This window comes from Kribbella sp. NPDC051952 (assembly GCF_040680855.1).
Lineage (GTDB): Bacteria > Actinomycetota > Actinomycetes > Propionibacteriales > Kribbellaceae > Kribbella.
Window position 1 is genome coordinate 89,675 of the sequence record NZ_JBFAXQ010000025.1, and the last position, 12,648, is coordinate 102,322.

General features: G+C 68.2%; 11 protein-coding genes. 10 read left to right on the forward strand and 1 reads right to left on the reverse strand.

Annotated elements, in window-relative coordinates; all coding sequences use genetic code 11:
• Nucleotides 1-140 precede the first annotated feature (140 nt).
• From yajC to AB0L70_RS33985, 7 genes are all read left to right on the forward strand, one after another.
• Nucleotides 141-575, forward strand: coding sequence for a preprotein translocase subunit YajC (gene yajC / locus AB0L70_RS33955; protein ID WP_363690891.1), 435 nt, complete (start codon nt 141-143; stop codon nt 573-575).
• An 84-nt stretch (nt 576-659) separates the two neighbouring features.
• A complete protein-coding gene (gene secD, locus AB0L70_RS33960) occupies nt 660-2,423 on the forward strand; it encodes a protein translocase subunit SecD (RefSeq protein ID WP_363690892.1) in 1,764 nt (587 codons plus the stop codon).
• On the forward strand, nt 2,423-3,607 hold the full coding sequence (secF, locus tag AB0L70_RS33965) for a protein translocase subunit SecF (protein ID WP_363690893.1): 1,185 nt from the start codon (nt 2,423-2,425) through the stop codon (nt 3,605-3,607). The genes secD and secF overlap by 1 nt, the downstream gene beginning before the upstream one ends.
• A 1-nt stretch (nt 3,608) precedes the next feature.
• Complete coding sequence (locus AB0L70_RS33970; protein WP_363690894.1) at nt 3,609-4,148, forward strand: adenine phosphoribosyltransferase; 540 nt, start codon at nt 3,609-3,611, stop codon at nt 4,146-4,148.
• A gap of 306 nt (nt 4,149-4,454) precedes the next feature.
• A complete protein-coding gene (locus AB0L70_RS33975) occupies nt 4,455-6,653 on the forward strand; it encodes a bifunctional (p)ppGpp synthetase/guanosine-3',5'-bis(diphosphate) 3'-pyrophosphohydrolase (protein WP_363690902.1) in 2,199 nt (732 codons plus the stop codon).
• A 41-nt stretch (nt 6,654-6,694) separates the two neighbouring features.
• Nucleotides 6,695-7,267, forward strand: a complete 573-nt coding sequence (locus AB0L70_RS33980; RefSeq protein ID WP_363690895.1) for a GrpB family protein — start codon at nt 6,695-6,697, stop codon at nt 7,265-7,267.
• A 264-nt stretch (nt 7,268-7,531) separates the two neighbouring features.
• Nucleotides 7,532-8,245 (forward strand): hypothetical protein, encoded by a 714-nt coding sequence (locus AB0L70_RS33985; RefSeq protein WP_363690896.1) that lies wholly within the window; start codon nt 7,532-7,534, stop codon nt 8,243-8,245.
• Here AB0L70_RS33985 and AB0L70_RS33990 read toward each other — a convergent pair whose 3' ends face one another.
• Nucleotides 8,246-9,142 carry a hypothetical protein gene (locus AB0L70_RS33990; protein ID WP_363690897.1) on the reverse strand — a complete coding sequence of 299 codons (897 nt, stop codon included), beginning with the start codon at nt 9,140-9,142 and terminating at the stop codon, nt 8,246-8,248.
• A gap of 181 nt (nt 9,143-9,323) precedes the next feature.
• Here AB0L70_RS33990 and AB0L70_RS33995 point away from each other — a divergent pair, with 181 nt between their 5' ends.
• From AB0L70_RS33995 to AB0L70_RS34005, 3 genes are all read left to right on the forward strand, one after another.
• The gene (locus AB0L70_RS33995; protein WP_363690898.1) at nt 9,324-9,905 is read left to right on the forward strand and encodes a papain-like cysteine protease family protein; all 582 of its coding nucleotides are present in this window, start codon (nt 9,324-9,326) and stop codon (nt 9,903-9,905) included.
• Nucleotide 9,906: 1 nt separating this feature from the next.
• Nucleotides 9,907-10,707: a hypothetical protein gene (locus AB0L70_RS34000; RefSeq protein ID WP_363690899.1), complete on the forward strand. Its 801-nt coding sequence runs from the start codon at nt 9,907-9,909 to the stop codon at nt 10,705-10,707.
• 412 nt (nt 10,708-11,119) lie between these two features.
• A complete protein-coding gene (locus AB0L70_RS34005) occupies nt 11,120-11,422 on the forward strand; it encodes a hypothetical protein (protein ID WP_363690900.1) in 303 nt (100 codons plus the stop codon).
• The last annotated feature ends 1,226 nt before the right edge of the window (nt 11,423-12,648 follow it).

Sequence of the window (12,648 nt, forward strand, 5' to 3'; positions counted from 1 at the left end):
CCGCTCAGGGTTAGACTCCCCGGTGCCTGACCCTCAGGCCCATTCCGCTGCGACCTGCGCGCTTGAGCAGAGCGTGCCGGACGCCCGTACTCCCGATCGACGAAGGATTTTGAGACCCGATGCAATCCCTCGCAGTTCCCATGGCCTCTTCTGGGGGCGGCTCCGGCTTCACGCTGCTGCTGCCGCTGATCCTGATCGTCGGAATGATCTGGTTCATGAGCCGCTCGCAGCGCAAGCAGCGTCAGCGGCAAGCCGACACCGTCGCTTCGCTCCAGCCGGGCACCAAGGTGATCACCACCAGCGGCCTGGTCGGGATCGTCGAGGAGACCGACGACGAGTACGTGACGCTGGAGATCTCCGAGGGCGTGCTGGTGCAGGTCGTCAAGGCCGCGGTCGGCCGGGTCGTGCCGGACGACGACGCCGCTGCTGACGAGGCCGTCGAGGAGCCCGCCGACGAGTCCGTCGTCGAAGCGTCCGCCAAGGACCCGGTCGACGTACCCGACGCTGGTAAGGACAAGGCCGACGGCAAGGTGCAGGACGCGCCGAAGCTGCCGCCGACGCACACCGAGAACTGATTTCCGTCCCAACGGCCTGCGGCGCGGCGCCCGGCGTCCATCCGACGTTGCGGCGCGCCCAGAAGCACAAAGGTTGAATCTGACGTGGCAACGACGACGACATCGCGCCCAGGGCGGAACCTGATCGTCCTGGCGGTCATCGTGGTCCTGCTGTTCGGGATCATGGCGCTGACCAAGACCTGGAAGCCCAAGCTCGGGCTGGACCTGCGGGGTGGCACCACCATCACGCTGACCGCCGAGACGCTGGACGGCAAGGGTTCGGTGACCGCGGACCAGCTGCAAGAGGCGAAGAGCATCATCGACCAGCGCGTCAATGGTGCCGGTGTCGCCGAGTCCGACATCACCACCTCCGGGTCGAACCACATCAACGTGGCCGTCCCCGGTGCCACGAAGGAATCCCTGGTCCAGCAGGTCGGCCAGACCGCCCTGCTCTACTTCCGGATCGTGTACGACGCGCAGCCGATCAACCCGCCGGCCGTGCCGACCCCGTCGGCGACCCCGACCGGGACGCCGAAGCCGAGTACGACGCCGAAGCCCAGCACGACCGTGAAGCCCAGCGCGACGGTGAAGCCCAAGCCGACCACGACGCCGAACGGCCGGGCCTGGACCAGCGCACTCGGCAAGGCCGCGACGCCGACGCCGAAGCCGAGCACTCCGGCCGCCAGCACGACCCCGAAGCCGAGCACTCCGGCGACCACGCCGTCGACGCCGGCCACGAACCCGGGCGATCCGCTGAGCTACACCCCGGACGCGGCGACCACGACCGCGTTCGCGGCGTTCAAGTGCGGTGACAAGCAGACCGACGACCCGAAGGGTCCGCTGTTCTCGTGTGACCGCGACAAGCAGTACAAGTACCTGCTCGGTCCCGCGATCCTGGAGGGCCGGGATCTGTCGGACGCCTCCGCGGGCATCCCGCAGAACGGCATCCAGTGGCAGGTGAACCTGAAGTTCACCGGCGACGGTGGGGAGAAGTTCCTCAAGGCCACCACGAACATCGCCCAGCGCGGCCAGGGCGCGAACCTGTTCGCGATCGTGCTCGACGGCCAGACCATCTCGACCCCGAGCGTGGACAACCCGATCCCGGGCGGTCAGGCGCAGATCACGGGTACCTTCACCGAGGCCGAGGCCCGCGACCTGGCCAACGTGCTGAAGTACGGCTCGCTGCCGGTCAAGTTCGACATCTCCACGGTCGACACGGTGTCGGCGCAGCTCGGTGGTGAGCAGCTCTCCGCCGGGATCTGGGCCGGTATCGCCGGCCTGGCGCTCGTCGTCCTGTTCTGCTTCCTGTACTACCGCGGCCTGGGCATCGTCGTGGTCGCGTCGCTCGCGGTCGCCGGCGTCATCACCGGTGCGTCGGTCATCCTGCTCGGCAAGGCGATCGGGTTCACCCTGTCGCTGGCCGGTATCGCGGGTCTGATCGTGGCTGTCGGTATCACCGCGGACTCGTTCATCATCTACTTCGAACGATTGCGGGACGAAGTGCGTGAGGGGCGCAGTCTGCGCTCCTCGGTGGAGACCGGCTGGGCCCGGGCCAAGCACACGATCATCGCGGCCGACTCGATCTCGCTGCTCGCCGCGCTGGTGCTCTACGTCCTGGCGGTCGGCAGCGTGAAGGGCTTCGCGTTCACGCTCGGCCTGACCACGCTGATCGACCTGCTCGTGGTCTTCATGTTCACCAAGCCGATGGTGACGCTGCTGGCCCGGACCGACTTCTTCGGCCACGGGCACAAGCTGTCCGGCCTGGATCCGGAGCATCTCGGCGTCGACCGGTTGCCCGGGCAGATGAAACCGACGCTGCGGCCGCGCAAGACGCCGTCGACGCGCAAGCCGGTGGGAGGGGAGGTCTGATGTCGAAGCTCGGACAGCTCGGTGCCAAGCTGCACCGCGGTGAGGTCTCCTACGACTTCATCGGTCATCGCAAGATCTGGTTCACCGTCTCCCTGGTGCTGGTGGCCGTCTCGCTGCTCGGACTGTTCACTCGTGGCCTGGCGCTCGGTATCGAGTTCAAGGGCGGCAACGAGTTCCAGGCGAAGGTCAAGATCACCGACCACACGGTGCAGGACTTCTCCGACGCGGTGAAGGCGACCAACGCGAAGGATCTCGGCGACCCGGTCGTGACGACCATCGGCGACGGTGCCGTGCGGGTGCAGACCAAGCCACTCGCCCAGGACGACATCGGCAAGGTCAAGGCCGCGATCGCCCAGAAGGCCGGGGTTCCCGTCGAGCAGGTGACGTCGTCGCAGATCGGCGCGTCCTGGGGTCAGCAGATCGCCGACAAGGCGTTGCTTGCGCTGATCGTGTTCCTGGTGCTCGTGTTCGCGGTGATCTGGCTGTATTTCCGAGAAGCCAAGGGCTCGGCGGCGGCGATCATCGCGCTGATCCACGACGTCACGATCACGGTCGGTGTGTACGCACTGATCGGCTTCGACGTGACGCCGGCGACGGTGATCGGCGTACTGACGATCCTCGGTTACTCGCTGTACGACACGGTCGTGGTGTTCGACAAGATCCGGGAGAACACCCGGGGGATCACCGGATCGAACCGGTTCACCTACTCCGACGCGACGAACCTGGCCGTCAACCAGACCGTCGTACGGTCGATCAACACCACGCTCACCGCGTTGCTGCCGGTTGGTGCGATCCTCGTGGTCGGCACCTGGGTGCTCGGCACCGGGCCGCTGAAGGACCTGTCGCTGGCGCTGTTCGTGGGTATCGCGGTCGGTGCGTACTCGTCGATCTTCATCGCTCCGGCGCTGCTCGCGGTCTTCAAGGAGCGCGAGCCGGGCATGCAGGCGCTGAACAAGCGGGTCACCGCCAAGAAGGCGCAGCTCGCGGCGGCTGCCGCGGCGACCGGTGCCCCGGTTGCGGTGGCGACAGCAGGCGCCCCGGCGCGCTCGGCCGTCAAGGACGCGCCGCGCAAGCAGGACCGGCCCGCAGGTACGGCGCCGACGCCGGCGGCTCGCCCGCTGAAGGCGACCGGTTCCGGCCGGCCACAACCGTCGCGCAAGCCGCGGTCGAAGCGCGGTAAGTGAGATGAGGTCGCTGGAGCAGGTCCTCAAAGACGGCATCCGCGACATCCCGGACTACCCGCAGCCAGGGGTGGTGTTCAAGGACATCACCCCGCTGCTGGCCGATCACGGCGGCTTCGCCCAGGTGGTGGAGGTGCTGGCCGATTCCGGGCGGGACGACGACGGCAGGCCGGTGGTCGACAAGGTGGTCGGGATCGAGGCGCGCGGGTTCATCCTGGCCGCCCCGGTCGCGCTCTCCCTCGGCGCCGGGTTCGTCCCGGTGCGGAAGAAGGGGAAGTTGCCGGCCGCGACGTACGAGGAGTCGTACGCGCTGGAGTACGGCGAGGCGACCATCGAGGTTCACCAGGACGCGTTCACGCCGGGGGAGCGGGTGCTGGTGATCGACGACGTCCTGGCCACCGGTGGCACGGTCGAGGCGTGTCTGCGGCTGATCCGCCGCTGTGGCGCCGAGGTCGTCAGTACGACGGTTTTGATCGAGCTCTCCTTCCTCCCGGGGCGGGAACGGCTTTCCGAGGAGCAGGTGACCGCGCTCGTGACGGTCTGAAATCGGGCAAACTCTCTGCAACCGGGGATTGACCCGGCGTGTTGTCCACAGGGTGTTTCCACCCCATTGGCCGGGGCCCCCTAGACTGGTGGTCTGTCGGCGGAGGGACACAACGTGGGCGAAGACCCGGCGATGACATCAGCGGTGCCGAATGTGGTACCGCAGGAGCCTCCGCGCGCGCCTGCACCTGCGCGCCCGGCGCCCGTGTCACCGCCTGCCGCCCAGCAACCGCCACGGATCGCCCCGGCCCGCGTGCGGGCCCGGTTGGCGCGCCTCGGCGGCACCCGGCATCCGAACCGGGCGCCGATGCTCGAGCCGCTGTTCCGGGTCGTCCGCGCCACGCACCCCAAGGCCGACCTCGGCATGATCGAGCGCGCCTACCGGACCGCGGAGAAGTACCACACCGGCCAGCTGCGCAAGAGCGGCGACGCGTACATCACGCACCCGCTCGCCGTCGCCACCATCCTGGCCGAGCTCGGTATGACCGCGCCGACCCTGTGCGCCGCGCTGCTGCATGACACCGTCGAGGACACGCCGTACACGGTCGAAGAGCTGACCGGCGAGTTCGGCGAAGAGATCGCCATGCTCGTCGACGGCGTCACCAAGCTGGACAAGGTCAAGTACGGCGAGTCCGCGCAGGCCGAGACCATCCGCAAGATGGTCGTCGCGATGGCCAAGGACATCCGGGTGCTGGTGATCAAGCTCGCCGACCGGCTGCACAACATGCGCACACTGGGCTTCCTGCGCCAGGAGAAGCAGGAGCGGATCGCCCGCGAGACGCTGGAGATCTACGCTCCGCTGGCCCACCGGCTCGGTATGAACACGATCAAGTGGGAGCTCGAGGACCTGTCCTTCTCGACCCTGCACCCGAAGGTGTACGACGAGATCGTCCGGCTGGTCGCCGAGCGCGCCCCGTCCCGCGACGAGTACCTCGCCTCCGTGATCGACCAGGTGCACGAGGATCTGCGCGCGGCCAAGGTGAAGGCGACCGTCACCGGCCGGCCGAAGCACTACTACTCGATCTACCAGAAGATGATCGTCCGCGGCCGCGAGTTCGGCGACATCTACGACCTGGTCGGCATCCGCGTGCTGGTCGAGTCGGTCCGGGACTGTTATGCGGCGCTCGGCATACTGCACGCGCGCTGGAATCCGGTGCCCGGCCGGTTCAAGGACTACATCGCGATGCCGAAGTTCAACATGTACCAGTCGCTGCACACCACCGTGATCGGCCCGCAGGGCAAGCCGGTGGAGCTGCAGATCCGGTCGTTCTCGATGCACCGCCGGGCTGAGTACGGCATCGCCGCGCACTGGAAGTACAAGGAAGACCCGACCACGGCCGCGCCGGACGCGGCCGGCGCGCCCACCACCGAGATCGGTGGGCCGAACGAGATGCCCTGGGTGCGGCAGCTCGTCGACTGGCAGCGGGAGACCTCCGACCCGTCGGAGTTCCTCGACTCGCTGCGGTTCGAGATCAACAACTCCGAGGTCTACGTCTTCACCCCGCGCGGCGACGTGATGTCGCTGCCGACCGGGTCGTCACCGGTCGACTTCGCGTACGCGATCCACACCGAGGTCGGTCACCGCTGTATCGGTGCCCGGGTCAACGGTCGGCTCGTGCCGCTGGAGAGCACGCTCGAGAACGGTGACGTCGTCGAGGTCTTCACCTCGAAGGCGCAGGGCGCGGGTCCGTCGCGAGACTGGCTCACGTTCGTCAAGAGCCCGCGCGCGCGGAACAAGATCAAGCACTGGTTCTCCAAGGAGCGCCGCGACGAGGCGATCGAGCACGGCAAGGACGCGATCGCCAAGCAGCTCCGCAAGGAGGGCCTGCCGCTGCAGCGCCTGCTCTCCCACGAGACGCTCACCGCGGTCGCCAACTCGCTGCGCTACCCCGACGTCACCGGCCTGTACGCCGCTGTCGGAGAGAGTCACGTCAGCGCACAGTCCGTCGTACGCCGTCTGATCGAGACGTACGGCGGTGAGGAGGGCGCGGCCGAGGATCTGGCCGAGGGCGTCCACCTGCCGACGACGCGGGAGCGGCGGAAGCGGACGGCGCGCGGCGATGCCGGTGTCATCGTCAAGGGCGCGACCGATGTGCTGTCGAAGCTGGCCCGGTGCTGTACGCCGGTGCCCGGTGACGAGATCATCGGCTGGATCACCCGTGGTGCCGGGGTTTCGGTGCACCGGTCGGACTGCGCGAACGTGGAGAACCTGCAGACCCAGCCGGAGCGCATCGTCGAGGTCGAGTGGGCGCCGACCGCCCAGTCGGTCTTCCTGGTCGCGATCCAGGTCGAGGCGCTGGACCGGGCTCGCCTGCTGTCGGACATCACCCGGGTGCTGTCGGACTACCACGTGAACATCCTGTCCGCGGCCCTGACCACGACCCGCGACCGGATCGCCAAGTCCCGCTTCACCTTCGAGATGGGCGATCCCACCCACTTGGGTCACGTCCTCAAGGCGGTCCGCTCGGTCGAGGGCGTCTTCGACGTCTACCGCGTCACGCAATAACTCGGTCGACACCAAGGTCTGGTGCTCGTCAAGCTGGTCCGGTGCCTTTTCCTGATGAGATCCACGGGTCGGTTTCGGTCGGCGACTATCAACCGGGGTGGCCGGACGAGTTCGAACTGATCGCCGGGAAGCTGGCTGCGGCGCTGGGCCATCATGCGGTGGCGGTGGATCATGTCGGATCCACCTCGGTGCCCGGTCTGCCGGCCAAGGACTGCATCGACGTGCAGGTGCGGACTGCCGACCTGGACGGCGATGGGCTGGTCGAAACGATGGAAGGGCTGGGCTTCCGGTTGAGGCCGGAGCCGTGGAACGTTCTCGAGGTCTCCAGCGGTACGGAGAGCCGCAAGCTGGTCTTCGCACCACCGGTGGGGGCTCGGACGTGCAACATCCATTTCCGGATCGCGGGTGGGCCGAACGCTCGGTACGCGTTGCTCTTCCGGGACTACCTGCGGGCCGATGAGGCGGCGCGGATGGGGTGGGGAGCGTTCAAGCAGCGGCTGGCGGTCAGCGTGACCGACTGGGCGGACTATGGGCAGATCAAGGCACCGGCGACACAGGTCCTGATCGCGGGCGCCGAGCGGTGGGCGCGGGAGACCGGCTGGTCGCCCAGCTGACCTGGCCGCGCTTGAGGGCCGGGGGAGACTGCGTGTATGAGTCGTGTTGGGCGTCGGGTGTTTCTGGTCGCGGGGGCCGGGTTGCTGGCTGGGTGTAGTGATTCCTCGGGTCAGGACACCCCTTCGTCCTCGTCGTCTTCGTCGGCTCCTACTTCGGCCGGCTCGCCGTCGCCGCCGCCCTCGCCCTCGCCCTCGCCTTCGCCTTCGCCCTCCGCCTCGCCCTCCCCGACGCCTGTTCCAACTCCGTCAGTTGTGCTGCCCTCCGTGAAGAGTTGGGTGCCGGGGGCTGGGGAGATCCAGCCTCAGGTGAAGCGGCTTGCGGTGGCGGCGGTAGTCAGGCTCCTGCAGCCGACCGGGACGCCGGCGGCGATCGAGGTGATCGACGCGCAGTACGGCGGGATCCTGAGCGACTCGGCGAGCGTGCTGGTCCCATGCCGCGTGTACTCGATCAGGCAGAACCGGGTGATCACCGGCGGTACGACGGTCGACGTACGGCTGAGCAAGTCATCGGGGACATGGCGGGTGACTGCGACTCACCCGGCTCAGCCTGGAGCACCGGTCACGAGCCTCTCGTCGGTGGCGCGGCAAGTGCTGGCCAGCAAGCAGATCCTGTTGCCGCCTGCATCCGCTGCGGATATCCGGTCCGGTCAGGTGCATGACACCGTGCTCACCACGATGCTCGAGCTCGCCAAGACCTACCGGATCGGCGTCAGCGTGATCCGCTCCGGGCATCCGCTGGACGTGTTCGGGACCAATCGGCCGAGCGATCACCCGCGCGGACGGGCGTTCGACACCTGGCAGATCGACGGTCACGCGGTTGTCGCGCCGACAACGTCACGCTCGCTGACCACGGCGTACATGCGGGCGGCCGAGTCTCTCGGGTCCTACAACGTCGGTGGTCCGTACCAGCTGTCCGGCGCGGCGTTCTTCTCCGACCAGACCCACCACGACCACGTCCATGCGGGCTTCAATCGCTAGCTAGTCCCACTCCCAGGCGATGCCGACGGTGCCGGGGTCGGCGGAGGGTTCGACGACGTGGACCCGGCCGTCGGCGGTGAGCATGAGGTCGCGGCGGAGCAGATCGGGACCGCCGGTGTGCGTGCGCCGGAACTCGTTCACCCGCACCGGCAGTGCGGCACGGTCGAACTGCACCTCGAGCACATAGTGGGCGCCGCCCCATTCGTTGAACCGCTGGTAGTCCGTCGTGGGCAGCCCGGTGCGATCCTCGATCTCGTAGTGCACAACGGCCGTCTCACCGACGGCGAGGACGCGGTCGAACAGCAGCTCGCCGAGCATCGCGCTGGCCTCGGGATCCCGCGCGACCCGCCCGGTCCGGCAGCCGCTCACCGCGCGCAGCGCGAGCTGGTCGACGTCGCAGCCGAGTTCGCCCTGAGCCGCGATGATCAGCCGATCCACCGGCTGTACGGCGACCACGCTCTGCGTGACTCGTCTCCGATGGGAGCTGCGATCCGGGCCGAGGTGGACCTCGTCGAGCACGCTGAGATTGCGCACCCGGCCGTGGGCGTCGCGGCGGAGCCGGTCGAGCAGTCCGCTGAGGGCCTCGGCGTACTCGACAACGGCGTACGGGTGGACGGTCGCGGGCTCGCTGCGTGCAGGTGGGATCCGGACGGTCAGCCAGCCGGTCGGTACCTGCAGGAGCTCCTCGAGCGCACTGATCACGGTCAGCGAGTCCTCCCGCGGGATCCGGCGGCCGCTCTGCCACGTACTCAGCGTGGCGACGCCGACCTGCAGCCCACGGTCCGCGAGATGCGTGCGGATGCGATTCAGGGCCAGGCCACGGCGTGCGATCGCCTGCCGTAGCGCCTCGGCGAACGACGTCTCGGGAGTCACTGGCCGCGCCGGCGATTCGATCATGGAGCTGCTCCTTCGGTCCGCCGGGTCAGTGTAAACATTCACAGCACTGTCCGGCACTGGTTCGTGACCCGCTGTTCACGCTCGCCGCGCGTTCACAGCTGCTCCGGGCGCCGGTGACAGGTTCTTGCCGGGTCCCGGCGCGCTCCTGACGATGGACCTCTCCCACCCCCAAGGAGGATCCATGCGCAGGCTCCGCCCCAGCCGCTCCTGGTCTTTGCTACTGGCAACGATCATCGGGTTCGCCACGCTGGTACCGCTCGCACCGCCGGCCTCGGCCGCACTCGGCAGCTACTACCTCAACGTCACCGGCCAGTCGCAGCAGAAGTCGAACTGGTGCTGGGCCGCAACCGGTAACAGCATCGCCGCGTTCTACGGGAAGTCGTACTCGCAGAACCAGTTCTGCAACCTGGCCTTCGGCAACAGTCAGAACGCGACCTGCCCGAACAACCAGGCCACGCTGGCGAACGACCAGCAGGCGTTCCGCTCGATCGGGATCAGCGCCGGCAGCTACGTCTCGTCCACCCTCGGCTTCAGCACGCTGGTCAGCGAGATCGCCGCGGGCCGCCCGGTGATGACGCGGATCGGCTGGTCGTCGGGCGGCGGGCACATGATGGACATCATCGGGTACGACTCCTCGGACTCCACGATCGAGTACTACAACCCCTGGCCGGACGACCCGCGCTACAACTACTCGACGTACACCTGGTACCGGTCCAACTCCCAGTTCACCTGGACCCACTCCCTGTACCGGATCGGAGCCTGACATGCCGCGCCCGACGCACATCCTGTACCGCTGCGCCGCCGTACTCGCCGCCGGCCTCGGCCTTGCCTTGACTGTTTCTGGCGCCGCCAGCGCGGCTGCTCCCGATCCGGTCTCCAGCAACGAGTTGGCCAAGGCAACGACCGCCGCTCACTCGCCTACTGCGCTGGGGCTTCTCGGGAAGCTGCCCGGATCCGCCAAGGCCGGCGTGAGTGTGTCGTCGGAGGCTCATGCCGTATACGCCCTGAACCCGGCCTTCATCCGCGACGCTTCGGCGCCGGTAGCAACCTTCTGGTACGCCGCAACTCCTGCCAGCAAAGGCGGTCAGGCGCTGACGGTCTTCACCGTCCCCGACTCTGGGACGGGTGCTTGGCAAGCGGTCAACGTGGCGAGCGGTGACACCGAGGCGCGGATGTTCACCGCTGCTCGTGGTGCGCTCGTCTTCACCGAGCCGCAGATCGGTGCTTGGTACGCGCTCACCGGGACGCAGATTCGGCCGCTCAACCCCTCGGCCACCAAGTCCATCGGCGCCGCGCCGATCACCGTCGCCGCCTACCAGGACCTCGTCGCCACCCGGTACTCCGACAAGCTCCCCGGCACCCACTACTCAGACCAAGGCCTGGCCGGCGGCTACGACACCGCCGTACCCGCAACGACTCCCACCCGCGACTACAGCGACTACAGCGACTACAGCGACCTCATCCTCCCCACCACAGCCGGCGCCATCGCCCTCCTGGGCCTGGCGTTCCTCTACCACCGGCGAGCCAAGCGTGGTCCCGCAGCCACCACCGCCCACGCCCGCTAGTCCGTAGAGAATTCGGCAGGTCAGGCGGCCAGTCCCCACCACCTGACCTGCCGATCGGGCCTGAGCACGTGGCAGCCGACTAAATGCGGCAGCTGCAGAACGCGACGGCTGAGAAAAGTGGCGGCTGAGGACAGGGCGGCTGAGGAAAGCGGCGGCTGGGAACTGTGATGGGTGGTGGCGATCTTCTCGCTCGCGGCCCTTTGCGCCCCGGAGCGTCTCCACAGCCTCGACCGTCGCCACGGTCGCGGTGCTGCGCGTCGCCTGCCAACGCCTGGTCGCCACCCGTAGTCGGCGTGTGGCCGGCGTCGACGATCTTGGACGGCTAAGAGACCCGCAATTGATGGTCAGTGGTTGGTGTGTGCTGCAGTCGGGATGCAGCTGGCTGAGGCCGGGCTGTCCTGCTGGTCAGCGGATGTCCTCCGCGCTCAGGTCCGCGCCGCAGATCAGCATGGCCTCGCACGACGAATGCCTGGAGAAGCTCGCCGCCCGACCAAGATCCGCGTGTTCCCGCCCGGAACGCAGCCGACTGCGCAGCACCGCACCGCAGACCCGCCCACAACACCACCACCCGGTCAACCACAACATCCACGTCGTACGTCGATCCGGTGACCGCCCGTCAGAGCGCCGGCAACGTCAGCCAGCCGGTCAACCACGGCATTCGCGTCGTACGTCGAGTCCGGTGACCGCCGGTCAGTGCGCCGGCAACATCGACTAGTCGGTCAACCACGGCATTCGCGTCGTACGTCGAGTCCGGTGACCGCCCGTCAGAGCACCGGCAAACGTCAGCCAGCCGGTTAACCCGGCCGCCGTCACCGCCCGACTGGGAGAACGTCCCGTCGGGCGCTCAGCCGGCTAGTTCGGCGATCGGACTGTGAGCTCCCCGGAGTTCCTTCCCGAGGGATCGGGGCGGACCGCTGGGGTTACCGAATCGAGGTCCGGGACCACAGAGGCTGCCAGGCGATCGCGGACCGCAGGCAGAGCGGAGTCCCCAGGCAGAGCGGAGTCCGCGGGCAGCACTGGGTCTTGAGGCCGAGGCGCTCAGGTGATGTGCGGACCTCTTGTGGCGTGAGGACGTCGGGCCGTGGTGCGCGTACCTCTGGCGGTGTGGGGGTCTTGGGGCCGGGGCGCTGAGGTGATGTGCGGTTCTCCTAGGGCGTGGGGAGGCCGGGCGGTGGTGCGCGTACCTCTGCCGGTGAGTGGTTTCGGGGCGTGGTGTGGCTACGTCTGGTGGTGTGGGGATCTCGGGTGGGGAAGGATCCTCGGTGCGGGTGCGGGTGCGGGTGCGGGTGCGGGTGCGGGTGCGGGTGCGGGTGCGGGTGCGGGTGCGGGTGCGGGTGCGGGTGCGGGGGTGTGGGTGTTGTCGGGTGTTGGATCGCCCCAGACAGCGAAGGCGGCGGCTTGTTGCAGGCTCGCCTCGTCAGCCGACCACCGGCTTGAGCGAGCTGGAGCGTGGGCACGGCTATCCGTCCGCGAGGCAGCTGCCACGGTGAGCGAACCTGGGTGTGGAGTTGAGGAGCCAGGCGGTGGTGATGGTGGTGAGCCTGGGTATGGAGTCCGTGGTGAGCTCGCATGACGCAGGTTCGGTTGATCCGGGACCGGGTCGGGTGACTCTGGTTGAACCGGGCTTGGGTGGGATGAGGTCGGGTGGGGTGAGGTCGGGTGGGATGTTGGTGGTGGGATTGGCTTCGGCGGGCCTGGGGCGGGTTCTGGTTGAAGGGGGCTTGGTTGAACCAGGCCAGGGTCGGCGAGTTCACCCCCGGCCTGTTGGTGGGGGTGGGGTTGGCGGCTGCTCGGTCGCGTCAGGGGGTTTGGGGTTTGGTGTGGTGGGAGTTGGTTCGGTTGGCGGGGTGGGTCGGCCCAGGTTGGGCGGGTGACGTGGACTTTGCCGTTGGTGATGGTGATGGTCCAGTGGCCGGCGTGGAGGGCGGTGTGGTGGCGGCG

Bases quoted from the DNA above. Each gene is read 5' to 3' on its own strand.
- yajC (WP_363690891.1), top strand. From the start codon at position 141: ATGGCCTCTTCTGGGGGCGGCTCCGGCTTCACGCTGCTGCTGCCGCTG.
- secF (WP_363690893.1), top strand. From the start codon at position 2,423: ATGTCGAAGCTCGGACAGCTCGGTGCCAAGCTGCACCGCGGTGAGGTC.
- AB0L70_RS33970 (WP_363690894.1), top strand. From the start codon at position 3,609: ATGAGGTCGCTGGAGCAGGTCCTCAAAGACGGCATCCGCGACATCCCG.
- AB0L70_RS33975 (WP_363690902.1), top strand. From the start codon at position 4,455: ATGCTCGAGCCGCTGTTCCGGGTCGTCCGCGCCACGCACCCCAAGGCC.
- AB0L70_RS33990 (WP_363690897.1), bottom strand. From the start codon at position 9,142: ATGATCGAATCGCCGGCGCGGCCAGTGACTCCCGAGACGTCGTTCGCC.
- AB0L70_RS33995 (WP_363690898.1), top strand. From the start codon at position 9,324: ATGCGCAGGCTCCGCCCCAGCCGCTCCTGGTCTTTGCTACTGGCAACG.
- AB0L70_RS34000 (WP_363690899.1), top strand. From the start codon at position 9,907: ATGCCGCGCCCGACGCACATCCTGTACCGCTGCGCCGCCGTACTCGCC.
- AB0L70_RS34005 (WP_363690900.1), top strand. From the start codon at position 11,120: ATGTCCTCCGCGCTCAGGTCCGCGCCGCAGATCAGCATGGCCTCGCAC.